The 26,311-nt window shown below is 70.9% G+C and carries 25 protein-coding genes and 1 pseudogene; 12 read left to right on the top strand and 14 right to left on the bottom strand.

All coding sequences use genetic code 11. The features are described 5' to 3' along the window. Window positions 1–4 precede the first annotated feature (4 nt). Together OG303_RS05210 and OG303_RS05205 are read left to right on the top strand one after the other, a co-directional pair. Window positions 5–379 carry a DUF4180 domain-containing protein gene (locus OG303_RS05210; RefSeq protein WP_405865197.1) on the top strand — a complete coding sequence of 125 codons (375 nt, stop codon included), beginning with the start codon at window positions 5–7 and terminating at the stop codon, window positions 377–379. Between the two features lie 111 nt (window positions 380–490). Then, window positions 491–1,405, top strand: coding sequence for an SDR family oxidoreductase (locus OG303_RS05205; RefSeq protein WP_405865195.1), 915 nt, complete (start codon window positions 491–493; stop codon window positions 1,403–1,405). Between the two features lie 2 nt (window positions 1,406–1,407). On the opposite strand, the gene OG303_RS05200 is transcribed toward OG303_RS05205, so the two are convergent. After that, window positions 1,408–1,944, bottom strand: a complete 537-nt coding sequence (locus OG303_RS05200) for a hypothetical protein (RefSeq protein ID WP_405865193.1) — start codon at window positions 1,942–1,944, stop codon at window positions 1,408–1,410. Window positions 1,945–1,993: 49 nt separating this feature from the next. On the opposite strand from OG303_RS05200, the gene OG303_RS05195 reads away from it, so the two are divergent. Continuing rightward, the gene (locus tag OG303_RS05195) at window positions 1,994–2,791 is read left to right on the top strand and encodes an SDR family NAD(P)-dependent oxidoreductase (protein ID WP_405865191.1); all 798 of its coding nucleotides are present in this window, start codon (window positions 1,994–1,996) and stop codon (window positions 2,789–2,791) included. Window positions 2,792–2,972: 181 nt separating this feature from the next. Then, entirely contained in the window at window positions 2,973–3,671 is a 699-nt protein-coding gene (locus OG303_RS05190; RefSeq protein WP_405865189.1) for a L,D-transpeptidase family protein, read from the top strand. Between the two features lie 31 nt (window positions 3,672–3,702). Here OG303_RS05190 and OG303_RS05185 read toward each other — a convergent pair whose 3' ends face one another. From OG303_RS05185 to OG303_RS05170, 4 genes are read right to left on the bottom strand one after another with little or no spacing between them, the layout of a single operon-like run. Then, window positions 3,703–4,905, bottom strand: coding sequence for a Gfo/Idh/MocA family protein (locus tag OG303_RS05185; RefSeq protein WP_405865187.1), 1,203 nt, complete (start codon window positions 4,903–4,905; stop codon window positions 3,703–3,705). A gap of 14 nt (window positions 4,906–4,919) precedes the next feature. Further along, entirely contained in the window at window positions 4,920–6,269 is a 1,350-nt protein-coding gene (locus tag OG303_RS05180) for an extracellular solute-binding protein (RefSeq protein ID WP_405865185.1), read from the bottom strand. A gap of 10 nt (window positions 6,270–6,279) precedes the next feature. Then, window positions 6,280–7,206, bottom strand: coding sequence for a carbohydrate ABC transporter permease (locus OG303_RS05175; RefSeq protein WP_405865184.1), 927 nt, complete (start codon window positions 7,204–7,206; stop codon window positions 6,280–6,282). Window positions 7,207–7,221: 15 nt separating this feature from the next. Beyond that, a complete protein-coding gene (locus OG303_RS05170; protein ID WP_405865182.1) occupies window positions 7,222–8,187 on the bottom strand; it encodes a carbohydrate ABC transporter permease in 966 nt (321 codons plus the stop codon). Between the two features lie 169 nt (window positions 8,188–8,356). On the opposite strand from OG303_RS05170, the gene OG303_RS05165 reads away from it, so the two are divergent. Further along, the gene (locus OG303_RS05165; RefSeq protein WP_405865180.1) at window positions 8,357–9,517 is read left to right on the top strand and encodes an ROK family protein; all 1,161 of its coding nucleotides are present in this window, start codon (window positions 8,357–8,359) and stop codon (window positions 9,515–9,517) included. Between the two features lie 100 nt (window positions 9,518–9,617). Further along, window positions 9,618–9,803 (top strand): hypothetical protein, encoded by a 186-nt coding sequence (locus OG303_RS05160; RefSeq protein WP_405865178.1) that lies wholly within the window; start codon window positions 9,618–9,620, stop codon window positions 9,801–9,803. 218 nt (window positions 9,804–10,021) lie between these two features. Here the strand turns inward: OG303_RS05160 and OG303_RS05155 are convergent, their stop codons facing one another. The 3 genes and pseudogenes from OG303_RS05155 to OG303_RS05145 form a co-directional block, all read right to left on the bottom strand. Next, window positions 10,022–11,404 carry a S1 family peptidase gene (locus OG303_RS05155; RefSeq protein WP_405865176.1) on the bottom strand — a complete coding sequence of 461 codons (1,383 nt, stop codon included), beginning with the start codon at window positions 11,402–11,404 and terminating at the stop codon, window positions 10,022–10,024. A 115-nt stretch (window positions 11,405–11,519) separates the two neighbouring features. Then, complete coding sequence (locus OG303_RS05150) at window positions 11,520–12,350, bottom strand: SAM-dependent methyltransferase (RefSeq protein ID WP_405865174.1); 831 nt, start codon at window positions 12,348–12,350, stop codon at window positions 11,520–11,522. 136 nt (window positions 12,351–12,486) lie between these two features. Further along, window positions 12,487–12,789 (bottom strand): annotated as a pseudogene (locus OG303_RS05145) (hypothetical protein); the annotation flags it as partial. Here OG303_RS05145 and OG303_RS05140 point away from each other — a divergent pair. Genes OG303_RS05140 through OG303_RS05130 form a run of 3 tightly spaced genes read left to right on the top strand, consistent with a single transcriptional unit; the run spans window position 12,788 to window position 15,176 of the window. Next, window positions 12,788–13,966, top strand: a complete 1,179-nt coding sequence (locus OG303_RS05140; RefSeq protein ID WP_405865172.1) for a MalY/PatB family protein — start codon at window positions 12,788–12,790, stop codon at window positions 13,964–13,966. The pseudogene OG303_RS05145 and the gene OG303_RS05140 sit on opposite strands and share 2 nt — an antisense overlap. Window positions 13,967–14,020: 54 nt before the next feature. Next, window positions 14,021–14,779 (top strand): type 1 glutamine amidotransferase domain-containing protein, encoded by a 759-nt coding sequence (locus OG303_RS05135; protein ID WP_405865170.1) that lies wholly within the window; start codon window positions 14,021–14,023, stop codon window positions 14,777–14,779. 10 nt (window positions 14,780–14,789) lie between these two features. Then, on the top strand, window positions 14,790–15,176 hold the full coding sequence (locus tag OG303_RS05130; protein WP_405865168.1) for a PPOX class F420-dependent oxidoreductase: 387 nt from the start codon (window positions 14,790–14,792) through the stop codon (window positions 15,174–15,176). 63 nt (window positions 15,177–15,239) lie between these two features. On the opposite strand, the gene OG303_RS05125 is transcribed toward OG303_RS05130, so the two are convergent. Further along, a complete protein-coding gene (locus OG303_RS05125) occupies window positions 15,240–18,017 on the bottom strand; it encodes an alpha/beta hydrolase family protein (protein WP_405865166.1) in 2,778 nt (925 codons plus the stop codon). A gap of 187 nt (window positions 18,018–18,204) precedes the next feature. Here OG303_RS05125 and OG303_RS05120 point away from each other — a divergent pair, with 187 nt between their 5' ends. Then, entirely contained in the window at window positions 18,205–19,548 is a 1,344-nt protein-coding gene (locus OG303_RS05120) for a Gfo/Idh/MocA family protein (RefSeq protein WP_405865164.1), read from the top strand. Window positions 19,549–19,554: 6 nt separating this feature from the next. On the opposite strand, the gene OG303_RS05115 is transcribed toward OG303_RS05120, so the two are convergent. After that, complete coding sequence (locus OG303_RS05115) at window positions 19,555–19,968, bottom strand: Zn-ribbon domain-containing OB-fold protein (protein ID WP_405865162.1); 414 nt, start codon at window positions 19,966–19,968, stop codon at window positions 19,555–19,557. A 197-nt stretch (window positions 19,969–20,165) separates the two neighbouring features. Beyond that, window positions 20,166–20,834: a TetR family transcriptional regulator gene (locus tag OG303_RS05110; protein WP_405877093.1), complete on the bottom strand. Its 669-nt coding sequence runs from the start codon at window positions 20,832–20,834 to the stop codon at window positions 20,166–20,168. Between the two features lie 217 nt (window positions 20,835–21,051). On the opposite strand from OG303_RS05110, the gene OG303_RS05105 reads away from it, so the two are divergent. Together OG303_RS05105 and OG303_RS05100 are read left to right on the top strand one after the other, a co-directional pair. After that, window positions 21,052–21,714 carry a peptidoglycan-binding protein gene (locus OG303_RS05105; RefSeq protein ID WP_405865160.1) on the top strand — a complete coding sequence of 221 codons (663 nt, stop codon included), beginning with the start codon at window positions 21,052–21,054 and terminating at the stop codon, window positions 21,712–21,714. Between the two features lie 38 nt (window positions 21,715–21,752). Next, complete coding sequence (locus tag OG303_RS05100; protein ID WP_405865158.1) at window positions 21,753–21,953, top strand: hypothetical protein; 201 nt, start codon at window positions 21,753–21,755, stop codon at window positions 21,951–21,953. 63 nt (window positions 21,954–22,016) lie between these two features. Here OG303_RS05100 and OG303_RS05095 read toward each other — a convergent pair whose 3' ends face one another. The 3 genes from OG303_RS05095 to OG303_RS05085 all read right to left on the bottom strand — a co-directional run bounded on the left by OG303_RS05095 (window position 22,017) and on the right by OG303_RS05085 (window position 26,308). Further along, window positions 22,017–24,314: a SpoIIE family protein phosphatase gene (locus OG303_RS05095; protein ID WP_405877091.1), complete on the bottom strand. Its 2,298-nt coding sequence runs from the start codon at window positions 24,312–24,314 to the stop codon at window positions 22,017–22,019. 256 nt (window positions 24,315–24,570) lie between these two features. Next, on the bottom strand, window positions 24,571–24,945 hold the full coding sequence (locus OG303_RS05090; RefSeq protein WP_405865156.1) for a hypothetical protein: 375 nt from the start codon (window positions 24,943–24,945) through the stop codon (window positions 24,571–24,573). A gap of 439 nt (window positions 24,946–25,384) precedes the next feature. Then, on the bottom strand, window positions 25,385–26,308 hold the full coding sequence (locus tag OG303_RS05085) for a MurR/RpiR family transcriptional regulator (RefSeq protein WP_405865154.1): 924 nt from the start codon (window positions 26,306–26,308) through the stop codon (window positions 25,385–25,387). Window positions 26,309–26,311 lie beyond the last annotated feature (3 nt).

Genomic DNA, 26,311 nt, shown 5'->3' with positions numbered 1-26,311 from the left:
TTCCATGACCTCCGGAACCCTCGAAGACCTCCATGGCGTACGTGTCCTGCGCTGCGCCCCCGACGGCCCGCCCCTCGACGGTGAACGAGCCGCGCTCGATCTCATCGGCGACGCGATGGGACGGGAGGCGGAGCTGGTCGCGGTGCCCGTCGACCGGGTGGCGGACGAGTTCTTCCGGCTGCGGTCGGGAGTCGCGGGTGCGGTCATGCAGAAGTTCGTGAACTACCGGGTGCGCCTCGTCGTCGTGGGCGACCTCTCACGGCACCTCGCCGACAGCTCGGCCCTGCGCGACTTCGTCCACGAGACGAATCAGGGCGGCCACATCTGGTTCCTGGCGGACGACGACGCCCTCGACGCGAAGCTGCGGCCGGCCGGGTGACCGCCCAAGGCTCACCGTAAAAGGCGACAGAAGATGTCCGGCTTCCCCGGCACCCTCGACAGCGACAGCACTCGGCAGTGACCACAGTCGTAGGGAAACGGGAGGCCGGACATGTCCGCACCGCTGAAGGGCAAGGTGGCGCTCGTCGCTGGGGCGACGCGTGGCGCGGGCCGCGGGATCGCGGTGGAACTCGGCGCGGCCGGCGCCACGGTCTACGTCACCGGACGCACCACCCGCACGCAGCGCTCCGAGTACGACCGCCCCGAGACCATCGAGGACACCGCCGACCTCGTCACCGGGGCGGGCGGCCAGGGCATCGCCGTACCCACCGACCACCTCGACCCCGCACAGGTCCGCACTCTCGTGGACCGCATCGCGGACGAACAGGGCCGCCTCGACGTCCTCGTCAACGACATCTGGGGCGGCGAGAACCTCTTCGAATGGGAGAGCCCCGTCTGGGAGCACGACCTCGACAAGGGACTCAGGCTGCTGAGGCTCGCCGTCGAGACCCACGCGATCACCAGCCACCACGCCCTGCCCCTGCTCCTGCGCCACCCCGGAGGCCTGGTCGTCGAGGTCACCGACGGAACCGCCGAGTACAACCGCGACAACTACCGCGTCTCCTTCTTCTACGACCTCGCCAAGGCGTCCGTGCTGCGCATGGCCTTCGCCCTGGGCCACGAACTCGGACCGCGCGGCGCGACCGCCGTGGCGCTCACCCCGGGCTGGCTGCGCTCGGAGATCATGCTCGGCCATTTCGGCGTACGGGAGGACAACTGGCGCGACGCCCTCGAACGCGTCCCCCACTTCGCCATCTCCGAGACCCCGCGCTACGTGGGCCGCGCCGTCGCCGCCCTCGCGGCCGATCCCGACGTGGCCCGATGGAACGGGGACTCCCTCTCCAGCGGCTCACTCGCCCAGGAGTACGGCTTCACGGACCTCGACGGCAGCCGCCCGGACGCCTGGCGCTATCTCGTCGAGGTGCAGGACGCGGGGAAGCCGGCCGACACGGACGGATACCGCTGAGATCAGGCGGAGTTCACCGGCGGCAGCACCCAGTGGGCCGAGTGGCCGGGCGGCAGCGCCAGATCGTCGCGTACGGCCGCGTAGTAGCCCTGGCGCCCGGCCCTCTGCCGCTCCAGCAGGTCCTGCCACGCCTCCGGATCGTGCGTGCCCTCGCGCAGGAACTGCTCCATCCCCAACACCGTGGTGACCCAGATCCGCGCCTTCTCCACCACCTCCGCGCTGCCCAGCAGGAGCAGCGTCTCGCCGGCCGGATCCCGTGCGGAAGCGGCCTCGGCGAGCAGCGGGGTCGCCTCCTCGGGCGAAAGGGGGTGCGGATGCGGGTCGTTGCCGAGGTGGGACGCCACCCGGTAGGAGAGCGTGACCGTCTTCTTCAGGACCCGCGCGTAGTCGGTGTACACGGCCAGCCGCCGCTCCTCCCACCGCGCCGCCCGCTCCCGCCTGAACCGCACCCGGTCCCCCCGTACGACCGCCAGATAGGAACCGAGCGCGCCGATCACGACACCGATGAGCGCGGGGAGTTGCTGTATGAACGCCGACATGGGCGCACGCTATCTGCCGCGAAGATCGTCCGGGGAGTAGGTTCGGCCCATGGCTGACACGAAGCGCTTCGAGGGGTACGGGGTTGTGGTCACCGGCGCCGCCCGCGGCATCGGCGCCGCTGTCGCCCGGCGGCTGGCCGAGGAGGGGGCGCGGGTGCTGGTGACCGACGTCGATCCGCCCGAGGCGGAGAAGACCGCGACCGCGCTGCGCGAACAGGGCCTCGCCGCCGAGGCGTTGGCGTGCGACGTGGGTGACCTGGCATCCGTGGAGGCGGCCGTCGCGCACGCCGTCCACGCCTTCGGCTCGCTGGACGTCCTCGTCAACTGCGCGGCCAACTGCACCCCCGACACCCCGCTCTTCGAGGACGGTCCGGACGACGCGTGGGCCCGCGACCTCGACATCACCCTGACTGGAACGTACCGCTGCTGCCGCGCCGCCCTCCCGCACCTGGCCGCCTCCGGCCGCGGCGCCGTCGTCAACATCGGCTCCGTCAACGCCCTGCAGGACTTCGGCAACCACGCCTACAGCGCCGCCAAGGCCGGCCTGGTCTCCCTCACCCGCACCATGGCCGCGCACGTCGCCGCACGAGGCGTCCGCGTGAACCTCGTGGTGCCGGGCACGGTGCGCACCTCGGCGTGGGAGGGCCGTGACGACGAGCTCGAGGCCATGCGCGCGCTCTACCCTCTCGGCCGGGTCGGCGAGCCGGCCGACATCGCCGCCGCCGTCGCCTTCCTCGCCTCCCGTGACGCGGCCTGGGTCACCGGCACCTCGCTCACGGTCGACGGCGGCGTCACCGCGGTCAACACGGGGTTCCTCACCGCGACGCGGCAGAACAGGGATGCCTGAGAGACCCCAGGGGGCGGCGGTGGTCCCTGGGGCAATCATCACGCTGTGACCTGCGGCACTGCGAATGTCACCGTTTCGTCGCATCGTGAGAAAGCCTTGCAACCGATCGCGCCGGACGCCGGTCTAGCTGGCAAGAGATCGCAGATCGGACGACCCGACCGCAAGAAAGGCAAGGCCGGCCATGGGGGACATACGCAGACGGGGAGCCGTCGTACTCGGGATCACCGGACTGGTGGCACCGCTCGCACTCGCACTGGGCACCGCGCCCGCACAGGCGGCCACGAGCTGCACCACGAGTACCGGGCCCTACCAGAAGCAGGTGGAGAAGTTCCTCGGCCTGACCGTCGACGGCAGGCAGTCCACCATCGACTGCAAGGCCATCAAGGCCTTCCAGACCAAGCACGGCATCACCCCGAACATCGGCTACGCGGGTTCCGTCACCTGGGGCGTGATGGATCTCATGAACAAGCAGAAGGCCGTCGGGACAAACCCCAACAAGGACGGCAAGTGCCCGGTCAACAAGGGCCGCATCGCCTGCGTGAACCTCACCCTCCAGCTCAGCTGGATCCAGGACGGCAACAAGCTCGTCTACGGCCCCGTCCCGGTCCGTACCGGCCGTGACGGCTATGAGACCCGCACCGGCCTGAAGAAGATCTACTGGCGGGACATCGACCACGTCTCGAGCATCTACCACGTGTCGATGCCCTACAGCCAGTTCTTCGACGGCGGCCAGGCCTTCCATTCGGTGGGCCTCAGCATGTGGAACCCGCCGGGCTCGCACGGCTGCGTCAACATGACCCCCACCACGGCCAAGAAGTACTGGTCGCTGCTGAAGACGGGCGACGACGTCTTCGTCTACGGCCGCAAGCCGGGCACCTGACGCACAGCGCGGGCACCCGGCTCGCCGGGCGTCACAACGCGGGCGCGTCCCCGAAGTCCGGGATCTCCAGCCTGACCCCGCCCTGCCGTGCCGAATCGTGCGCGACGATGCCCGGCAGGGTGTAGCGGGCGGCCACCCACGCGTTCACCGACGGCAGCGACCGTGTGTTCACGGCGGTCACGAAGTCGTCGACCAGGAAGTGGTGGCTGCCCTCATGCCCGTTGTGCAGGTTGTCGAACGCCCGCGGCAGCCGCGCCCGGTCGTGCACCGGCGCCGAACCCGAGGTGAACGCGGCCCGCAGGTCCGGCGCGATGTGCTGGAGTGACGGATCGTCAGGAGACATGGTGGGCTTGGGTTCCAGTAGTTCGCTGATGTCCTTCACCCCCTTCTTGTCCTGCCACAACGCCACCGTCGCGAGCTGCTCCATGCTCGCGTCGGTGCCGAAGAAGCGGAAACGCGACTCCCGGATGTGCGAGGGATAGCCGACCCGCCGGAACTCGTTCGTGCGGAACGAACCGCCGCCCGCCACCTCGAACAGCGCGGTCGCGTTCGAGAGGTCGTTGCCGAACTGGCTGACGTCCTTGTCGAAGACGCCGTCGCCCCGGTCGTCGACCACACCGATCGCCGACACGCTCACCGCGTGCGTCTGCCAGGCGCCGAGGACGCCACCCACCGAGTGCGTGGGGTAGAGCAGCGGGGGATAGCTGGCGGTCTGCTTCCAGTTCTCGCCGCCGCTGTACTGGTACGCCTCGTAGAACCCCAGGTCCATGTCGTGGACGTAGTCGCCCTCCGCGTAGAAGATCCGCCCGAACGCGCCCTCGGCGATCTGGTTGCGGGCGTGCACGGTCGCCGGGTTGTACTGGCTGGTCTCACCCATCATGTACGTCAGCCCGGTCGCCTTGACCGCGTCGATGATCGCCGCGATCTCCTCCGTGGCGATCGCCATGGGAACCGCGGAGTACACGTGCTTGCCGGCGCCCAGGCCCTGCAGCACCAGCGGGCCGTGCGTCCAGCGCTGGGTGAAGATCGCGACGGCGTCCACGGCCGGGGACTCCAGCATGGCCTCGTACGAGGGGAAGGTGCCCGCCAACCCCTGGGCGGCGGCGAGTTGTTCCGCCCGTTCGGGCAGGAGATCGGTGACGTAGACGTCGCTGACCCCGGGGTGGGCCTGGAAAAGAGTGGCGAACTGGCCGGAGAACTGGCCGGCACCGACGATGCCGATCGAGAACGACATGTAAGGCGTGTCCTTCACTGGTCGAGAATCAGGTTGATCTGGCTGTTGGTCTGGTCGAGGCTGCGCACGGACTTGCCGTTGCCGTAGATGTCCTGCATCTGCGGGTGCATGAGTGCGTACACATCGGCCGCGTAGTTGGTGATCGGATAGGAGAAGGTCGTGAAGTCCTTCTTGTCGGCGACCGGCTCGGTGAAGGCCGTGACGTCGATGCCCTTCTTCTTGTACGCCGCCACCGCGGCCTCAGTGCCGTCGGGCGTGGCGGGGAAGACGATGCCGTAACTCCCCACCGTCTTCTGGCACTCGTCCGACGACAGGTACTTCACCCACTTCTTCGCCCCGGCCATGTTGTGGGCGTTCTTGGTGATGGAGTCGGCGAGACCGTTCATCATGGTGGCGCGCCTGCCGGTGGGGCCCTCGGGGGTGAGAGCGGTGGCGATCTTCATGCCCTTGAATCCGGCGTACGTCGAGATCATCCACGCCCCGTCGAGGGCGGACGCCGCCTTGCCCGCGGCGACCTGCGTGTTGGCCTGGTTGGACTGGGAGTTGTAGTCGGTGAAGGGGGCCATGAACCCCTTCTTCGACAGCCCGAAGTACCACTTGATCACCGACTGGAACTTCTCGCTGTCGTACTGGTACTTCGTGCCCCACCGCTTCTTGTCGGTGTAGGTCCAGCCCGCGGAGGCGGCGAAGTTGCTCCACTGCGTCTGGCCGTCGCCGTCACCGCCACCGTTGGTGGCGAGGCCGTAGACCTTGACGTGCTTCTTGTCGAAGCCGGGCTCGTCACCCCGCTTGCCGTTCCGGTCGACGGTGAGGTGTGCGACGGCCTTCTCGAAGGTGCCGCCGTCCTTCGGGTTCCACGACAGGTCGTCGAGCTGATCTGCCGTGAGTCCGGCGGCCGTTGCCAGCTTGGTGTTGTAGAAGAGGGCGACCGTGTCCCAGTCCTTCGGAGCGCCGTAGCGATGGCCGTCCTGGCCCATCCAGTTGGCGGCCAGGCCGGGTTGGTAGTCCGACGCGTCAATACCGAGGTCGTCGAGCGGCTCGAGCACCTTCAGGTCGGCGAACTGGCCGAACTTCTGGATGTGGTCGGTGAACACGTCCGGCTGGGTACCGGCGATGAAGCTCGCGGTGAGCTTGGTCCAGTAGTCGTCCCAGCCCAGTTGGGTGATCTTGACCTTGAGCCCCGGGTTCTCTTTCTCGAAGTCCTTCGCACAGGCCTGGTAGGCCGGTTGCTGGTTGGCGTCCCACAGCCAGTACGACACCGTGTTCGCCGAAGAGCCGGTGCCGCCGCCCTTCGCGCAGCCGCTCACCAGGGACAGCGCGAGAGCCCCGGTCACCGCCACGACCGTACGCATACGAATCCGCATGTCCGCTCCCTCACTTGATCCCGGTGAAGCTGATGGAGCTGACGATGCGGCGCGCGAAGAACCCGAAGAGCAGCAGCATCGGCAGAGCCGCGATGAGGGTCGCCGCCATCAGGCCCGACCAGTCGACGCCGGACGACGGGGTCTGCGCCCGGAAGATGGCGAGAGCGACCGTCAGCACCCGGGAGCTGTCGCTGTACGACACCATCAGCGGCCAGAAGTAGTCGTTCCAGGACGTGATGTACGTCAGCACGGCCAGCGTCAGGATCGGCGTGGACGCCATCGGCAGCAGCACCCGGAAGAAGATCCGCACCTTTCCCGCACCGTCGAGGAGGGCCGCCTCCTCCACCTCCCGCGGCACGTTCATGAAGAACTGCCGCAGGAAGAAGATCGCGAACGGCGTCATGAACATCGTTGGCAGGGCGATGCCCAACAGCGTGTCCACCAGGCCGAGTTGCTTGATGAGGACGAAGTTCGGCAGCAGGGTGAAGATGGTCGGCACCATCAGCCCGGCGAGGAAGAGGCCGAACACCTTGTCCCGGCCGCGCCAGCGCAGCCGCGCGAAGGCGTAGGCGGCCATGGCGGAGAAGAAGATCTGGCAGACGGTGATCAGCGTCGAGACGACCACCGAGTTGAGCAGATAGCGCCAGAACTTCAGCCCGCCGCCCGCGCCTCCCTGCGCGATCGCCTCCTTGGTGGACTCCAGGCCCAGCGCCCGGGCGAAGCCGGTGCCGGTCAGGTCGACCGGCAGCGGATCGGTCGGGTGGGCGTTCAGGCCGGCGTTCGAGGACAGCGCGGTGCGCAGGATCCAGTAGAACGGCAGCAGGGTGATGAGCATGATCGCGGCCATCACGGCCCAGGCCACGATCCGGCCGGGGGTCAGGCGTCGCCCGACGGGCCGTACGCCCGTCTGTGTCGTTGGAGCGGTCACAGCAGCCATGTCGACTCCTTCCGGTCAGCCGAGGTCGGTCTGGCCGGCCCGGGTGAGCCGGTACTGGAGGATGGTGATCGCGCTCAGGACCACCAGCAGGGCCACGGACATCGCGGACGCGTAGCCGAACTGGAAGCGGGCGAACGCCGAGCCGTAGATGTAGTACTGGAGCACGTTGGTGGCGTTCGCCGGTCCGCCCGCGGTCGTCACGGCGACCGTGTCGAACACCTGGAACGAACCGATCACCGTCATGATCAGCACGACCGCGAGGACCGGCCGCAGCAGCGGCATCGTGATGCGCCAGAACATCCGCCACTCGCTCGCCCCGTCGACCCGCGCCGCCTCGTACATGTCGTTCGGGATGGCCTGCAGACCGGCGAACAGCAGCAGCGCGGTGTAGCCGACGTGCCGCCACACGTTGATCAGCGCGATCGTCGGGATCGCCCAGGTCTCGTCGGCCAGGAACGGGATGCGGTCGAAGCCCAGGCCGCTGATGATCTGGTTGCCGATCCCCAGCTGGTTGTCCAGGATCCAGAGCCAGACGAGGCCCGCGACGACGTTCGACATCAGGTACGGCGTCAGGACGATCCCGCGCAGCACCGCCGACTGCGTCAGCCGCTGCAGCAGGACGGCGATCGCGAGCGCCGCCACCGTCTGGACCCCGATGTTGATCATCACGTACTCGACGGTGACCTTCAACGAGTCCCAGAAGATGGGGTCGTGGACCATCCGCACGTAGTTGTCCAGGCCCACCCACTCGGCCGGAGTGAGCAGGTTGAAGCGGGTGAAGCTCAGGTAGATGCCGCGCAGCGTCGGCCAGAGCAGGAAGACCGTGAAGCCGATCAGCGCCGGCGCGATGAACACCGCGGCCAGCCGCCCGTCGCCCCCGTTCTCACGGGCCTTGGCCTGCCTCGTCCGCTGCCTGCTCCTGGCCCCCTCCGCGCCGCTCAGCGGCAGACGCGACGGGGGACTGCTGGAGGCGATGGTCATCGGGAGACTCCCTTGTCTGCGCCGTTTCGTCCTCGGGTTCACTTACTTTTGGCGCGAAAGAATCCTGCCGTCAAGGGGCCGGTCGACATCTCTTTGTGGGAGGCTTGTGTGTGCCAACCTGACCTGGTTGCTTTTATGGCGAAAGAAATCATGTGGGAGTCTGACCTTCATGACCACAGTTGCCGCCAGCTGGCTTCCGCTGAGCCCCGGTGAGCGCTCGGTGGCGATCGAGGTGCTCGTCCACGGCCCGCTGTCGCGCACCGAGCTCGCCCGGCGGCTCGACCTCTCCGCGGGCAGCCTCACCCGGCTGACCAAGCCGCTGATCGAGTCGGGCCTGCTGATCGAGGCGGCCGAGTCCGGAACCCCGGCGGAGGTGCGCCAGGGCCGCCCCTCGCAGCCGCTGGCCGTCGTCGCCGAGTCCCGCTTCTTCATCGGCTTCAAGATCACCGAGGACATGGTCTACGGCGTCGTCACCACGCTCAGGAGCGACATCGTCGCCCGCCACGACCGCCCGCTCACCACCCACGAACCGGCCGAAGTCGCCGACCTGCTCGCGGAGATGGCGGCCGAGCTGGCCCGCGCCCACCCGCGCCTCGCCGGCATCGGCATCGGTGTGGGCGGTCTCGTCGAGGACCGTGCCGTGGTGGGGGAGTCACCCTTCCTGCAATGGCGGGACGTCCCGCTGGCCGGGCTCGTCGAGGAGCGCACCGGGCTGCCCGTCGTCGTCGAGAACGACGTCGCCGCCCTCGTCGAGGCCGAGACCTGGTTCGGGGCGGGCCGCGGCCTGGACCGCTTCATCGTCCTCACCATCGGCGCCGGTATCGGCTACGGGCTGGTCCTGGGCGGCAAGCGGGTGCCCTGTGCCGAGGAGGACCGCGGATTCGGCCGTCACTGGATCATCAACCCCAACGGGCCGCTCACCCCCGACGGTGAACGCGGCAGCGCCGTCTCGCTGCTGACCATCTCCAGCATCCGTTACCAGGTCCGCGCCGCCACCGGCCGCGACCGGACGTACGAGGAGATCCTCGCCCTCGCCGCCGCCGGTGAACCCATGCCCGCCCGCATCGTCGACGAGGCGGCGCGCGCTCTGGGCACCCTCGTCGCCCAGATCGCCAACTTCGCGATACCGCAGAAGATCCTGCTCGCCGGCGAGGGCGTCGGGCTGATGGATGTGGCGGGCGACACGGTACGGGAGACGATCACCGCCCAACGGCATCCGATGGCGGCCCCGGTCCCCCTGGAGACCAAGGTGTCCGACTTTCACGACTGGGCCCGTGGCGCCGCCGTCCTGGCGATCCAGGTCCTCGTGCTGGGGGCCGCGGAAGTGTGAACTCGTGGGTGGGCCTTGACAGATGGACGTGATCAGTAACACGGTCCGTTATGTCCGATTGATTCCAGGTTACTCACATCGCCTTCACCTGCGGAGCCTTATGCTTCACATCATGTCCACCACTGTTGAAACCTCCTCCGAGCGATCGGCTGCCGAGGTCAACGAGGAGATCCGGGCCCTGTGGCGCCGGTCGGGCGGGACACTGAGCGTCGAGCAGCGCGAGGAGTACCAGCGCCTCGTCCTGGAGTGGGCCGCCGCGGGCACCCAGCCGGCGCGGGCGGCCTGAGCAACACCTGAGCCCGCCCCGCATCGGAGTCCCGAACCGGGGCCCGGACCGGATGGGCCCCCTCCTCGTATTGGCCTCGGCAGTCTGCTACGGCATCGTCGACCTCGCCGGCGGGCCGCTCCTCGCCGCGGTGCCGCCGCCTTCTTCGATCCGGCCGAGGCCGACCTCCACGCTCCGCTGACGTATCGGCGCGGGCGGCCGGCGGTCGGCCCGGTCCGTCAGTTCCAGGTTGCCGAGTAGTAGCGCCGGTACTCCTTGCGGTCCTTCTCGGCGCGGATGTAGCGGGTGGCGACCAGCGCCAGCAGGCTGCCCCCGATGACCAGCATCCCGGGGCCGATGTTCTTGGGATTCGCGAGCTTGGCCAGCAGCGTCGAGCCGTCCACGATGCCCGACACGGGAGCCGAGGAGCCGGGCGAGGCCGCGCCGGGTGCGATCGCGCTGTGCGTGGCCGAGGCGGACGGGGCGGGCGTCGGCGAGGCGCTCTGCCCCGCGGCCGCCTGCTTCGACACGATCATCTGGACGCCGAGCGCCTGCATCGCCTTCGTCACCGGCTGGAAGAACGTCGTACCGCCCGAGGTGCAGTCGCCGCTGCCGCCCGAGGTCACGCCCAGCGCGATGCCCTCGGAGAACAACGGGCCACCGCTGTCCCCGGGTTCGGCGCACACGTTCGTCTCGATGAGGCCGGTGACCGTGCCCTCCGGGTAGTTGACCGTGGCGTCGAGCCCCTTGACCTCGCCGTCGTGCAGTCCGCTGGTGCTGCCGCTGCGGAACACCCGCTCCCCGACGGCCGGATCGCCGACACCGGTGATGCGCACGCCGTTGCCCTTGCCGATGGCCACGATGTCGGCACCGGCGCCCGCTGTGCCGTTCGCGTACTGGACCAGGGAGAAGTCGCTGCCGGGGAAGTTCTGCTGAACCGTCCTGCCCAGCTGCTGGTTGCCCCGGTCGTCCGCGAACCAGATGGATCCGGTCGGCCCGCAGTGCCCGGCGGTGAGGATGAAGTCGCTCTTCCCGTCGGTCACGTTGAAACCGGCCGAGCAGCGCCCGCCGGTCGACAGGATCGGCGACGCCCCGTTGAGCCGGGTCGTGAAGGTGCCCTGGGTGCGCTCCATACGGACGTAACTGCCGATGCCGCCGGCGACCTTGGTCATGCTCGACCAGTCGGTGGCCGAGACGGTGCTGTCGGCCTGCACCACCACCTGATTGGTCTGGTAGTCCATGACCCACGCCGTGCCCGCCACCCGGGGTGCCGAACGCAGCGTCGACGTCGCCGCCTTGAGCTCGTTCATGCTGTGGCCGACCATCTTCGCCTGGACACCCGCGCGCTTGACCGCGGCCGCCGCCTCGTCGTCGGTCACCGCGACGACCGGACGCCCGTCCGCGCCGATCCAGGTGCCCGCCGTACGGGCGGTGCCGAGCTCGGACACGAGCGCGGCACCGGGGTTGTCCGAGGTGTCCGAAGCGCTGAGGGGGAGGGCGGAGGTACCGGGAGTCTCGCTCGCCATGGCGGCCTGCGTCACCATCGCTCCTCCCAGGAGGAGTCCGCCGACGGCCGCCAGCCGCGTCACTCGCCGGACGATCCGTCGTCGTGCGTGCCTCATGCATGGCTCCCGAACCCGAACGCGCGGCGTCAACGCCGCGGGGCCCTCCGGTCGTTGAGCACCCTCACTCCATACGTGTCAGAGGCCGATCGCGTTCACCGAGCGGGCGATCTTCTCACCGCTTGCGACCCACCCCGCCGTACAGGGCCACTTCCTGCGGCCGGCCCGCGTTCGCCTGCTCGGGCCGCCAGTGCGAGCACGAGACCACGCCCGGTTCCAGGAGCTCCAGGCCGTCGAAGAACCGGGCCACGGCCTCGGGGGTGCGCTGAGTCAGCGCCGGTGTGCCGTGCTCGTTCCAGAACCGGACCGCCCCGTCCACCTCGTGCGACGCCGGGCTCGTGATCGTGTGGGACAGGACGAGATGGCTGCCGGACGGCAGCGCGTCCATCAGCCGCCGCACGATGCCGTACGGGTCCTCGTCCTCGCCGAGGAAGATCACCACCCCGAGCAGCATCAGGGCCACGGGCTGCGTGAGGTCGAGCGTGTCGGCGGCCCGTTCCAGGATCGACTCGACGTTGCGCAGGTCGTCGTCCAGATGGTCCGTGCGGCCCTCGGGCGAACTGATGAGCAGGGCGCGGGCGTGCGCCAGCACGAGCGGGTCGTTGTCGACGTAGACGATCCGCGCGTCCGGGGCCAGCCGCTGGGCGACCTCGTGCGTGTTGTCGGCGGTGGGCAGGCCGGTGCCTATGTCGAGGAACTGCCGGATGCCCGCCTCGGCCACGAGGTGACGCACGGCCCGTCCCAGGAAGAGGCGGTCGGCGCGGGCGTACTCGCTGATCGCCGGATGGAGTTCGCGGATCCGGTCGCCGGCCACGCGGTCGACCTCGTAGTAGTCGCCGCCGCCGAGCCAGTAGTTCCAGACCCGGGCCGAGTGCGGGCGCAGTGTGTCGATGCGTCTGCGCAGTGACGCGGCCAGGTCTTCGGTGGCTGCCGGGTTCTCCGTCACGGGCTCTGCTCCTGGAGTGCCTGGTAGTGAGACGTGGGGGGCGTCAACCGGCAATCTAGACGGAGGAGTTGATGTTTGCCGAGGGTGCGGGAAGGGTGTTTTCTCCCACGAGGAGCGCCCAGCCGGCCTCGTCGCCCTCCGTCAGATGCATATGAGCGGCTCCGTACACCGGTCCCTCGGGCGAGAGCAGCCATTCCAGAACCGGCCGGTGTTTCTCCCGCAGCAGCTGGAACGCCTTGTACTCCTGAGCGGGCGAGCGAATCCGGTCACGGATCTCCTTCACGTACGCGCCCGCGGTATCGACGGGCAGCCCCACACTCGCGTGCGCGAACACGGCGGTGTTCCCGGCGACGAGATTCTCGCCGTCCGATCCCGACTCGTCGCAGCCGACTTCCAGCTCGTTCCAGGTCACACCGGAGCCCCCTATCTTGTGCCCCATGACCAGGATCCCGCACGGCACGTCCGGTGAACCGAATCCGCTGCGCGCACTCTCCCTCGACCGACTCCGATGTCGTACGAGCATGAAATGGCGCACCTACCCGGCCGACGTGCTGCCCCTGTGGGTGGCCGAGATGGACGTACCCCTCGCCGAACCCGTCGTCCGCGCGCTCACCGACGCGCTCGCCCTCGGCGACACCGGCTATCCGGCCGGCACCGCCTACGCGGAGGCGCTCGCCGCGTTCGCCGACAAGCGGTGGGGGTGGGACGGGCTCGCCGTGGAGCGCACGGCGATCGTGCCGGACGTCATGCTCGGCGTCGTCGAGATGCTCAGACTCGTCACCGGACACGGAGACCCGGTGGTCGTGAACCCGCCCGTGTACCCGCCGTTCTTCCAGTTCATCGGGCACATGGACCGGCAGGTCGTCGAGGCCCCGCTCGGCGCGGACCGGCGCATCGACCTCGGCGCGCTGGAGGAGGCCTTCCAGGAGGCGGTGGCGGGTGGACGCCGGGCCGCCTACCTGCTGTGCAGCCCGCACAACCCCACCGGCACCGTGCACACCACCGGCGAACTGACCGCCGTCGCCGCCCTCGCCGACCGGTACGGCGTGCGCGTGGTCGCCGACGAGATCCACGCCCCGCTGACCGCCGCGGGCGTGGACTTCGTGCCGTACCTGAGCGTCCCCGGCGCGGAGAACGGACTGTCGCTCATGTCCGCGTCGAAGGCGTGGAACCTGGCGGGCATCAAGGCCGCGCTCGCCGTCGCGGGCCCCGCGGCCGCCGCCGACCTCGCCCGGCTGCCCGAGGAAGTCAGCCACGGCCCGAGCCACCTCGGTGTCATCGCCCACACGGCCGCCCTGAGCGAGGGCACCGCCTGGCTGGACGCCCTGCTCGCCGGCCTCGACGACAACCGGCGTCTGCTCGCCGACCTGCTCGCCGCGCACCTCCCGGCCCTCGCCCACCGCCCGGGCGAGGCCACCTTTCTGGCCTGGCTCGACTGCCGTGCGCTGGGACTCGGTGACGATCCGGCGGACGTCTTCCTCGAGCGGGGGAGGGTGGCCCTGAACTCCGGGATCCCCTTCGGGACCGGCGGGACGGGCCACGTACGCCTGAACCTGGCGACCTCACCCGAGGTCATCACGGAGGGCGTGCGGCGGATGGCGGCGGCGGTCGGCTGAGCCGCGTCGCGGGTCGGGTGTCATGGACACGTTTCAGCACTGCATGATGACCCCATGCGTGTGCTGATGCCGCTCCCCGACCACGACTTCGACGTCACCGAGGTCGCCGTGCCCTGGCGGGTGCTCACCGACGCCGGGCACGAGGTCGTCTTCGCCACCGAGAGCGCCGGCACCCGGCCCGCGGCGGACCCGCGCCTGCTGACCGGCGTGCTCTTCGGGCAGCTCGGCGCCGAGGACGAGCCCAGACGGTTCTACGAACAGCTCACCGCTGCCCCGGAGTTCACCGCCACCGCCGCCTGGGCCGACGTGGACGTGACGGCGTACGACGGACTGCTGCTGCCGGGCGGACACGCGCCCGGCATGCGGCAGTACCTCGGCTCCCAGCAGCTGCAACAGCAGGTCGCCTGGTTCTGGGCGCTGGGCCGGCCGGTCGGCGCGATCTGCCACGGAGTGCTGGTCCTGGCCCGGACCCAGGACCCCGACACGGGGCGCGGCATCCTGGCGGACCGCCGGACGACCTGCCTGCCCAAGTACATGGAACGCACCGCCTACCTGAGCACCGCCTGGCGCCTCGGCCGCTACTACCGCACCTACCCGGCCTATGTGGAGGACGAGGTCCGCTCCGCCCTCGCCGATCCGGCCGCCCAGTTCGAGCGCGGCCCCCGGGTGCTCACACAGCGCGGCACGGCGAGCGACGACACGCACGCCTTCGTCGTCCAGGACGGCACCTATCTCTCGGCACGCTGGCCGGGGGACGCCTACCTCTTCGCCCGCCGCTACGTCGAACTCCTCGGTGCGTCGGCCCGAGCCTAGACTTCCCTGTATGGACGACACGTCGCTGGAGCGGCTGGGCACGGGCAACTACCTGCTGATCACCAGCTACCGCAAGAACGGCACCCCGGTCGCCACCCCGGTGTGGGTGGTGCGTGACGGCGACACGCTCGGTGTGTGGACGGTCGCCGACTCCTGGAAGGTCAAGCGGATCCGGGCCCGCGGCGACATCCTCGCCGGCCCCTGCGACCTGCGCGGCAACCCGACCGGAGCCCAGATCCCGGCCACCGCCGAGATCGTCGACGAGGCCACCGTCGCCCGCTATCGCGAACTGATCGTCCGCAAGTACGGGATCACCGGCCGCCTCACCCTGCTCGGCAGCCGACTGCGCCGGGGCCTGAAGGGGACCGTCGGCATCCGCGTGACGCTCGAGCCCTGAAGCGCGTACGGCCGCGCGGCCCTCCCGGAGGGGAGCCGCACGGCCGTACAGACGGCGCCTGGCCTACGAGGCGTCCAGCACCGTGCCGCTCAGCACCGGCCCGCCGGGCTGCGGGTCCCCGTTGTCGTCGATCAGCTGGAACCGCACCGACTCGGCGGGCTCGGCCACCTGGTCCTTGATCGTGGGCAGCGTCACCTCCGCGCTCAGCTCACCGGCGGGCACGTCCGCATACAGGGACAGGTACGTGATCCGGGAGAGAGGGCGCTCCGGATCCGGGCTCTCGCCCGCGGTGGAGTCGAGCCACTCCGGGTCCACGTCCTTGGTGGACAGCTCCGGACCGCCGGTGACCGGCATGACGACGAACGTCGGCCCGAGGTCCGCGTCGGCGGCCTGCGACAGCGACACCTTCCACTTCAGCGGCTGCCCCTCGGTCACCCGGTCCGCGACCGGCGTCACGGAGACCGTGGGCATCGGGTCGTCGTTCTGCACGGTGACGCCGCCCCGGTACGAGCCGATGACTGCCCCGTGCACGGCCTTGACCAGCACACTGTTCTCGATGTCGTAGGAGAAGCGTGTGTTGCCCTTCACCTGGATCGCCACGTCGATGTCATGGCCGCCGGGACGCACCGTCACCAGGCGCTCCTTCGGTGTGCCGGTGAACGGATCGACGACGTACACCCGCACCTGGCCGCTGCCCTGTCCGGACACCCGCACCGGAACCTGGTACGTACGGACGCCCGAGTCGCCCTCCTTGACGGTCGTGCGCCCCATGTCGACGCGCGGCAGCGTGGCCTCCCGCACCGCCGGGGTGCCGGGGCGCCAGCCCCAGGCGTCCATCAGCCATGCCTTCCCCCTGGCCGAACGCGGCGTCATCTCAAGGGACTTGACGTGCTTGAGGTCGAGTCCCGCCCGAGTGGCCGCGGTCAGGGGGACACGGACCTCGCGCGCCCAGTAGGAGGCGGTCTGTTCCGTGCCGGGCAGTCCGTCGACGCGGACGCGGCCGAGGGTGGCGCGCTTGCCGTGGGTGTCGGTGAGGGACACGTCGAGGCGGGTGCCGGTGGAGTTCGGCGGCACGATCACCCGGAGGGCCAGGTCCTTGGCACCGGCGAGCCCGACCGGCGTCGCGGGACGCAGCCGCGTCGGCGATCCGGCCGCCGACCAGTTGAGGGCGACGGCGCGCCGGCCGGCCTCGCGATCCGTCTGCCACGACGCGAAGTGCGGGGAGGCTCCGCGCACTTCGCGTGCGAGGCATGCCACGTGGTCGTCCGGGTCCACGGCGGAGCAGAGCCGTCCGCCGGTCACCGTGACCTCGGTGTCCGGCAGGAAGCCGCCGGTGCGGTTCGCGCCGACGGCGTGGGTGAGCACGCGCGCGGGATCGGCCGAGGGCGCCCGCCGGCCCGAACCGTCGAGCAGCGGCCGCACCCGGTCGTCCCCGGCGACGAACAGCCGGGCCGCGGCGGCGATGTACGTGCTGCCCGCCCGGTGCTGCTGGTCCGCGGTCAGCCGGGTCGCGGTGCCCGGCGAGCACACCGCGTCCGGGTGGTCGGGGTCGTCGTAGAAGTCGTCGTCCGAGGGAGCCTCGGACTGCCCGGGCGTCCACTCCGAGTTGAAGAAGTTGTGGTCGGCGCCGACCACGTACACGGCACTGTGCAGCGCCTTGCCGTTGCTGACCGAGCGGGTGCCGTCGACGTACACCTCGCCCTGGAGGTCGGAGACGTCGCCGTCGCAGCCCGGCAGGATCGTCGTCGACGGCACGTCCGCGACCGGGTTCTGGCCGAAGATCGTCGGTCCGATCAGGACGGTGCCGCGGATGTGCCAGCGCACCGGGCCGTGATAGCCGTCCTGCGCGGCGGGCGGCGGATAGAGGCTGTCCATGGCCGCGCGGTTCACGCCCTCGCCGCCGCGAGAGTGGCCGACGAGCAGGACGCGGGAGAGGTCGGCCTTCGGGGCGTCGCGTACGACTGCGGGCGCCGAGTCCGGGTGGGCGGCCCAGTCGGCCCAGCGGGCCAGGTGCTGCCGCACCAGCGAGGAGCGGGCCTGCGCGCCGCCGTCCTCGACGTCGCCGTCCTGGCCGTTGATGCCGTTGGCCGAGATCGACACCGTCATATAGCCCTGCGACGCCAGGAGTTGCTGGTCGCGCAGGTAGCCCCGGTAGCTCGGGATCGGCTTCGTACCCTGCGGGCAGGGCCAGTCGCCGGTCACCTCCTCACCGGCGTAGCAGGTGGAGTGGCGGCCGTGCAGGAACAGGGCGAGCGGCCGGTGGCCGGTGGCGCCCTTCGGCGCGACCACCACGGCGCGCATCTCGACCGGCTGGGGGAAGTCGGGCAGCTTCACCGGGTCGAGGTCGTACTCGCCGGTGGTCGTGCGGTACTGGCCCGGCTTGCCGGGGTCGACGGAGTTCGCCGGGAGCCGGGCGGGCGGCGCAACCGCCGCGGAGCGCCGCCCGCCCGGGGTCTCGGTACGGCCGGCGGCATCCAACTCCCGTCCTCCGGCCCGTACGTGAAGGTTCGTCAGTCCGGTACTCGCCCCGACTCGCCGGAGGTCCAGGCGGAACGTACGGCCGTCCCTGTCCGGTTGGGAGACGCCCAGCATTCGGCCCGCGGAGTAGAACTCGACACGCGCGTCTCCCATCGGCAGCGGAGCGGTCGAACGCCATACCAGCTGCCGATCGGCACCCTGACCGGCGATTCTCCAGCCGGGTGGCAGGCCACCGTCCTTGTCGGTAACGGTGGTTGACGGTCTGGTCTCCGACGGCGGTGCCGCCTGTGCCAGCCCTGGCGATCCCCCCGCCACCGCGAGCACCGCCGCAGCGGTCACCCATATTCGCCGGGCACGGATCAAGGTTCCCCTCCTCAAGTCCCGAGCACAGGCGCCCCGTTGGTCAGCGGGGGCCTCTCGCGTCTCGGAGGACGGCCAGGGGAGTCTGTGGGTTGCCTGTGTCCGGAGATTCGGCCGGTGCCCGGCCATGCGATCAGGCCAACGGGGGCGTCGAGGCATGGGTGCCGGGCCCGGGGGACAGGACCCCTCAATGAGCCGAACTCCGTTGCGCGCAGCCATCGTCGGCACCGGCCATCGTGCCCAGACCTTCACCCGGGGCCTGGCCGCACGCCCCGCCCACCGCGTGGCCGCCCTGTGCGACCCGAGCCCGACACGGATGGCCTTCCACAACCGGGCGCTGGCCGCCGCCGGCGAACCCGCCGCCACCGAGTGGGAACCGGACCGCTTCACCGACATGCTCGCCAAGGAGGGCATCGACGAGGTCGTCGTCACCACCGTCGACGCCGCACACGACCGCTACATCGTCCCCGCGCTGCAGGCGGGCTGCCGCGTCGTCACCGAGAAGCCGATGACCGTCGACGCGGACCGGTGTGCGCGCATCCTCGACACGGTGAAGGCGACCGGCAACTCCCTCACCGTGGCCTTCAACTACCGCTTCAACCCGGTGCACGAGAAGGTGCGCGCCCTGCTCGCCGACGGTGTGATCGGCGAGATCCTGTCCGTCCACTTCGAGTGGGTCCTCGACGTGCGGCACGGCGCCGACTACTTCCGCCGCTGGCACCGCGAGAAACGCAACAGCGGCGGCCTGATGGTGCACAAGTCGAGCCACCACTTCGACCTGGTCAACTGGTGGCTCGCCGACGAGCCGCAGGAGGTCTTCGGCTACGGACGGCTCGGTTTCTACGGCCCCGAGGCGGGCGAGCGCCACGGACTGCGCCGGGACTACGACCGCGCCCACGGAGCCGCCCCGGCCGCCGACGACCCCTTCGCGCTGCACCTGGCCGACAACGACACCCTGCGCGCCCTGTATCTGGACGCCGAGCCGGACGACGGATACCTCCGCGACCGCAACGTCTTCGGCTGCCCGGTCACCATCGAGGACGACATGGCGGTCCTCGTGCGCTACGCGCGCGGGGCGACGATGACCTACCACCTCACCGCCTACTCCCCGTGGGAGGGCTACCGGGTCATGTTCAACGGCAGCGCCGGCCGTCTGGAGCTGGAGGTCGAGGAGAGCCGCTGGGCGCGGTCCCGGCCCCAGGCCGCCTCGGACAGCGGCGCCCTGCACGGAGACACGGCCGCCGAGCACGCGGGCGGCGCACGGCTCACCCTGCGCCCGCTGTGGCGGCCCCCGGTCGACATCCCGCTCGACGCCGCTCACGAGGCCCACGGCGGGGGAGACCCCCGCATGCTCGACGCGCTGTTCGGACCCACGGACTCCGGTGCGTCGGATCCGGGCGCGGCGGCCCGTCCCACGGCCACCCAACGCGACGGCGCCCTCGCCCTCGCCGTGGGCCTGGCCGCCAACCGGTGCTTCGAGACGGGACGGCCCGTGACCGTGCGGGACCTGGTCCCCGGGGTGTGGGAGCGCTGAGGAGCGTCAGGACCAGGCGCGGTAGGGCTCGTCGACCATCTGGAAGACCGGCTCGCCACGGACCGGGTCCTTGGCCGTCGACAGCCGGACGCGGTCACCGCTGTGGATGCCGATCAGCGGGCCCATGACCCGGCCGCGCACGACGAACCCCTCGGCCATCTCGACGAGCGACACGTTGCGCGCGGCGGGGGTGTTGCGGTGGACGATCGTCGCGTGGCGGACCGTGCCCGTGCCCTCGCTGCGCTCCGTCCGCAGGTCGCCGCCCTGGCAGACCGGACACAGCAGCCGCTGGTACATGGCGGTGGCGCACCACGTGCAGCGCTGGAACAGGATGGTGTCCGAAGCGAGCGTCGTGGGTTCGAGCAAGCCTGCGGCGGAGCCGACTGCCTGACGGGCAACGTTTCCTGAGAGGTGGTACACGCTGGTCAACTCCCTGCGCTCGGGCCGGAATCCCACGTGCGCGGGTCGACCGTGCACGCACGTGCGCGGCTCGCCGTGCCACCGTGCACGCCCCCAATGTATGGCACTCAGTGCCAAGCGTAAAGGCACTGCGTACCCTCAATTTGGGATCATGTTCCCGGGGGCCGAGACGGGCGGCCGGAGCCCCGGCGTGCGGGTCAGCTCCGCCCGAAGGTGGACTCGATCTCCTGGACGACCCGCCACAGGGGCGCGTCACGCCGGGAGACGACGACCACCACGTCCTCGGGCTCCTCGCCGCCGCGGTGCGCGGGAGGTGTACCGAAGGCGGCCTGGACGTACCCCAGCGCGTGGTCCACCGCGGCCTCGGAGTCGCCCTGTCCGTCCGAACGCAGCCAGGACCGCAGCGCGTTGTTGTGCGCCGCCACCACGGCGGCCGCGATCACGTCGGCCCGCAGGGTCCCGTCGCGCAGGCCGGCGAAACGCGCGCGCAGGTACTCCGCGAGGGCGCGCTCGTAGCGCCACACCACGGACAGCTCGTACGCCCGCAGCCCCGGCACCTTCTTGGTGAGGCGGTAGCGCTGCACGGAGAAGGTCGGGTTCTCGGCGTACATCCGCAGGACGAGCCGGGCCGCGTCACAGACCCGGCGCACGGGCTCGTCCTCGTCGCCGCTGTCGCCGAGGAAGGCCGTCATGTCGGCCAGGCAGCGCTCGTGGTCGGGGAAGACCACGTCCTCCTTGGAGGGGAAGTAGCGGAAGAACGACCGCCGTCCGACGCCGGCGAGCGCCACGATGTCGTCGACCGTCGTCTGCTCGTAACCGCGCTCCAGGAACAGCTGGAACGCCGCCGCCACCAGGGCGTCCCGCATCGGTGGCTTCACGGCCGCAGCGTCCGTCTTCATGGAGGGGAACGTAGCATCGGGACGGCATCGATGGCACTCGGTGCAGCGGGAACAGGGAACTCAGTGCACTCGCCCCTACGCCCGAGGAGGCTCATGCGCCGCGCGCTGAACCGCCGGGGCCGCGGCCGCGTATCTCTCCTCGGGGATGGCGGAGGCCCCTGCCAGGGGACGGAAGGAGAGCACTGTGCCCACACCGCCCGCATCCGGGTCATCGCACGACGGACCGCCTCTGGAGCCCATCCGCGTCCTGCGTCCGCGCCGCACCGACGCCCTGGCGGAGCTGTTCAGGGAAATGGAGCAGGGCCGCGACGATCTCGAGACCGTGGCCGTGCCGGACCCGCGGTCCTGGGACGAGGGCGAGACGCAGGAACTCCCGCCTGTGCGGACCGACGACGCCAACTCGCGGCGCGGAGGCGGCCGGTTCGGGTTCGGGCCCGGACAGCGCCGGGTCGCCGTCATGATCGGCGTCAGCGCGGCCGCCCTCGTCGGCTTTGGCTGCGCCCTCCTGCTGCCCGGCAAGAGCAACGACGCCGCCGCACAGGCGCCCCGCCCCACGGCGACCGCCGAGCAGCCGGCCGCGACCGCCTCCGCGGCCTCGGACCCCGACGGCGCCGGCACCCTCCGCGAGGGCGACAGCGGCCCCGCCGTGACCGACCTGCAGCAGCGCCTGCTCCGTATCCCCGACGTCTACAAGGACGGCTCCACCGGCGGTACCTACGACGCCACCCTGAAGGAGGCGGTGGCCCGCTTCCAGCTCTGGTACGGCATCAGGGGCGACGAGACCGGCGTCTACGGCAACGACACCCGGACCGCGCTGGAGTCCCGGACGGCGTCCGGTACCGGCTGAGACGGCGGGGGCGCCGGCGCTCGAACACCGGGCACCGGATGGGAAAAGTCCCGTTGTACGGCGGACTGCCACGCGTCACCATGGGCCCGGGGCCGCCGAACGTGGCGTCCCGCCCGGCCGACCCGAAAGCCATGCCCATGAACGGCTCCCGCATCCCGGGCCTGGTCCTGCCCGTCCTCTGCCTGCTGGCCCTGGTCGTGGGCACGGTCTGGTACTGGCGGCATCGCGACGACGAGTGAACGGCGGACGGTCACGGCCACCGGCCCACGCCACCGGCCCACGCCGCCCGCTCTCCGCTCCCTCTACTCCGCTTCCATCGGAACCCTGATGTCGAGCACGCAGACGTCGTCCCGCCGCTCGCGCTCCAGCATCGAGGTGAGCAGCGGCCCCAGGGAGCCGGGCTCGTCGGTGTGGTGGTTCATGACGGCCTCCGAGAGCCGCTTCAGGCCCCGGTCGAGGCCCTCGGCGGGCCGCTCGACCAGGCCGTCCGTGTAGAGGATGACGCGGTCGCCCGGCGCGAGACGGCACTCCGTCTCCGCGAAGGCCGGCGCCGCACTCGCCCCGAGCAGCATTCCGCGGGGCCGGTCGAGAAAGCGCACCTGGCCGCCCCGCAGCAGCAGGGGCGGCGGGTGACCGGCCTGAGCCCACACCAGGCGGCGCTCGGCGGGGCTGTAGCGGGCGAGGACCAGGGTCGCGGTGCCGTGCGAGTCGCGGGAGTGCAGCAGCAGCGTGTTGAGCCGGGCGAGCGCACCGGTCAGCGAAGACCCCGTGATGACCATGCCCTTGGCGGTGAAGCGGAGCTGGGCCATCGTGGCGACCGCGTCGATGCCGTGTCCGGCCACGTCGCCGACCACGAACAGGGCGTCCCCGTCGGGCAGTTCGATGGCGCTGAACCAGTCGCCGCCGACGTGGATGCCCGACTGGGCGGGCAGATAGGCGACTTCGACGCGCAGCCCGGCCAGCCGCACGGGTCGGGTCGGCAGCGGGAGCAGGGCGTGCTGCAATCGGCCGGCCAGAGTCCGCTCGGCGCGCAGCACGTCGTGCTGGGTGAGGATGGCCCGCTCGCTCTCCACCAGAGCGAGCTCCGCGCTGCGCTGCGCGGTGAGGTCCTGCACGACGCCGTGCACCTCGACGGGCGTTCCGTCGGCGTCCGGCACCGCCTCGGCGACGGCCCGCAGATGCCGTAGCCCGCTCGCCGCCCTGATGCGGAACGGGACGTCGAACGTCCGCCCCTCACCCAGGAGTTGCCCGATGGCGCGGGCCAGCGCGGGCGCGTCCTCCGGCAGCGCGAGATCGGGGAGTTCGGTGAGGCCGACCGGCCCGCGCGCGGGGTCCCGGTCGAAGAGGGCGAACACCTGGGACGACCAGGTGACCTCGTGGGTGACTAGGTTCCAGCTCGCCCAGCCGAGGCTGCCCAGCCGCTGCACGTCCGCGAGGCGCTGCTCCTGCCGGTCCGAGGAGTCGTGCCGCGTCCAGGTGACGATCAGCCCCTCGCCCAGCGGCGCCGCCCGCACCGAGTACGTGGACAGCTCGGCGACTCCGGCCACGGCCTCCTGGTGCGCGAACGGCTCGCTCTCGTACGGCTTCCCGGTGGTGAGCGTGCGCCGCAGGCCCTCCCGCAGGGGCTCGCCGGCCAGGGTCGGACAGCACTCCTGGAACCGTCGGCCGACCAGTTCGCGCCCGGCGCGGCCGACGACGTCGACGGTCTGCGTGGTCGCGGCGTCGATGCGGTAGTCCTCGATCCCTCCCGGGACGGCGGGCAACGGCGCGAGCAGCATCGCCGCGCCCGGCAGTGCGTCGAACACGGCCTGTACGGCGGCCGCGGAGGCGTCGGCTGCGTCCTGCGAGCGGGTGTCGAACGCGCGCAGCCGCCCGGCGCAGAGCCGGGCCACCGTCTGCAGGTGCTGCCGGGTGCTCGCGCTGAACGGCCCGACGCGGGAGCGCAGGACCCCGATGCACACGTCGGGGGAGTCGCCGGAGGGCACCGGCAGCCAGGCGCGGGACGACCAGCGGTCGGGCGGCTCCCCGATCACCAGATACTGCGTCCGGTACGCCTCGACGTCCTCCAGCCAGCGTGGTTCCCCGGCCCGCAGCGCGTCGTGCGGGGCGACCCCGTTCAGCGGCGGAACCTTGTGCCACTGCGCGGCCAGGGTGTCGTCGATGCCGGCGTGCCCGACCAGTTCGAGTCCTCCGGCGGGCAGCCGGGCGTAGATCATGACCGCGTCGGCGTCCACCTCGTGCGCGAGATGTTCCAGCAGACACCGGGCGAGATCCTGTGGTGTGGCGACGCGGACGATTTGCCTGCCGAGAGGGCCGAGAGTCGCGGTGCCGTCGTCGGTGGCGTCCGAGGTGTGTGAAGGCGCGGCGGCGGACTCGGGGGAGAGGGCGGGCTCCGGTTCGGGAGCGGTACGCGCTGGTGGCGGTACCAGGCTGCCGAGGGTGATCCAGCACTCCTCCAGCAGCGAGCGGTTCCCGGCCTCGGCGCGCCGTTGCAGCTCCTCGTCCGCGGCGTCCGGAGAGCAGCTGGTCAGGGCCATCACGACGCCCTTCGCCTGCTCCAGGACGGCCGACTTCGCGGCCAGGTCGCGCAGCCCGTCCATTTCGGCACGCTGCCTGGCGACCACCTTGGCCAGCGCAACGGTGTCCGGCGCGGCGCGGGACTCCGCCGGCACTGCGGGCTCGCTCGTCACGGGTCGAGCATGGCACACAGGGAGCTTTTCGATCGTCCGCTTGCCTGCCCCGGCTTCACTCGAAAAGGGAAGATCGGGGCCGCTGTGCTGGACAGCCCGGGGGCGCGCGTGCGCGGTCGTCCGTCAACTCGAGGCACGGGTCATTTCTCGGGCGCCGGGGTTGCCGTCAGCGCCCGCCGTCGATCAGGGCCTGGGTGACCGCCCGGACGCTGCGGGCGATGTGCTGGAGCTGCAGCACCTCCGCCGCGTACAGCTTGATCGTGTGCTCGATGACCGACTCGGGCAGGCCCAGCGCGGGCAGGTCGGCGCGCGCCGTTTGCAGCGCCGTGCGCGCGACCCGGATCTCGTGCTGGACCTGGATCTGCGCGTGGCGGGCCAGCAGCACGGGGTGGCGGATCAGGGCCGGGTAGCTGGCGTAGCGCGCCGGGACCAGCTCGCGCAGCCACTTGGCGGCCGAGCGCTCCCAGTCGTAGGAGCCGGGAGTCTTGACCTGGCACGGCCAGTCCGGGCTGATGCGCGTGGTCGTCAGTTGCATGATCATCGCTTCCGGGTGTGCGGCGTCGTGTGGGGTGGTCCGACGAGGGCGAGCGGCCCCGGTCTAGGGGATGACCGGGGCCGCCAAGGGCACTCGCAGAGGCGAGGCCCGACCGAACACCCTGGGCGCCGACGCGGGTAGGAGACGGCGGCTCTGGGTGTCCGTGCAGGGGCCCGGGAGTACAGACGGTGCCGGCGCGGCGGAAGGTGTAGGCGCATGGGCGGACCGTCGGCTTTCTCCGGGCGTGTGCGGGGTGGGGACGGGGGTACGGAACGTGTCCCGGAGTGAGCCGGTGCGCGATCCGTGAGAAGTATTTATATATGCCGTCCGGTTTGCAAGAAGCATGAAAACATTCATGCGAAGTATGTTACGAAAGGTCCCTTTGTAATGCCGCTGTAATGCCGAACGGCCGGACGGGGAGGTGTGTTTCGAGGGCGCGGAGAGGTCAGTCGCGCAGGAAGAACTGGTGCTGGTCGGAGATCTGCTCGTACTCCTCCAGCCGGGCCTGCGTGCGCTCGGGGTCCGCATCGGTCATGGCCTGCAGCAGCGCGGAGGCGATCACGCCGGGCGCCGCGTAGGAGTCGAAGACCAGGCGCGAGCCGGTGCCGGTGGCGAAGACGGCGTCCGCCTCGGCGGCGACCGCACCGAGCGCCAGGTCGGTGACCAGGGCGATCCGCAGCCCGGCGCTGCGCGCGACCCGCAGGGCCGTGAGGGTCTCCTGGGCGTGCCGGGGCATCGAGAACGCCAGCACCCAGGTGCCGCCCGCCTCGCGCGACTGCAACAGCGCGTCGTAGGCGACGCTGCCGCCCCGCGTCACCAGCCGCACGTCGGGATGGATACGGCGCGCGGCGTACGCGAAGTACTCGGCGAGCGAGCCCGAGATGCGCAGCCCGAGGATGGTCAGGGGAGTTGACGTCGACAGCTTGCGGCCGATGTCGATCAGCCCGTCGGGGTCGGCGAAGTCGCGGCGCAGGTTCTCCAGGTTCTCGATCTCCGCGTCGACCGCCGCCTGCAGTTCGTTGCTTCCGTTCTCCTCGGTCGCTGCCGGTCCGCCGGCCAGGGTGCCGAGGGCGATCGACTGGAGCTTCTCGCGCAGCGCGGGGTAGCCGCTGAAGCCGACCGCCGCGGCGAAACGCGTCACCGAGGGCTGGCTCACGCCGACGCGCTCGGCGAGGTCGGTGATCGAGAGGAACGCCGCCTCGGTGATGTGCTCGATCAGGTACTGGGCGATGCGCCGCTGGCCGGGGGAGAGCCGGGGCCGGTCGAAGAGCGTCCTGAGCTGGGATGCCGGGGCGGCCTCGACTTCCGGAGCGGTCTTGCCCGAGGTGATCGCGGATGCCTGTGCGCGTGCCTGCTGCGGCGATGGCACCGG

Source organism: Streptomyces sp. NBC_00005 (assembly GCF_045160215.1).
Classification (GTDB): domain Bacteria; phylum Actinomycetota; class Actinomycetes; order Streptomycetales; family Streptomycetaceae; genus Streptomyces.
Note: the sequence above shows the minus strand (reverse complement) of the source record. Positions and strands in the feature narration are given on the sequence as shown.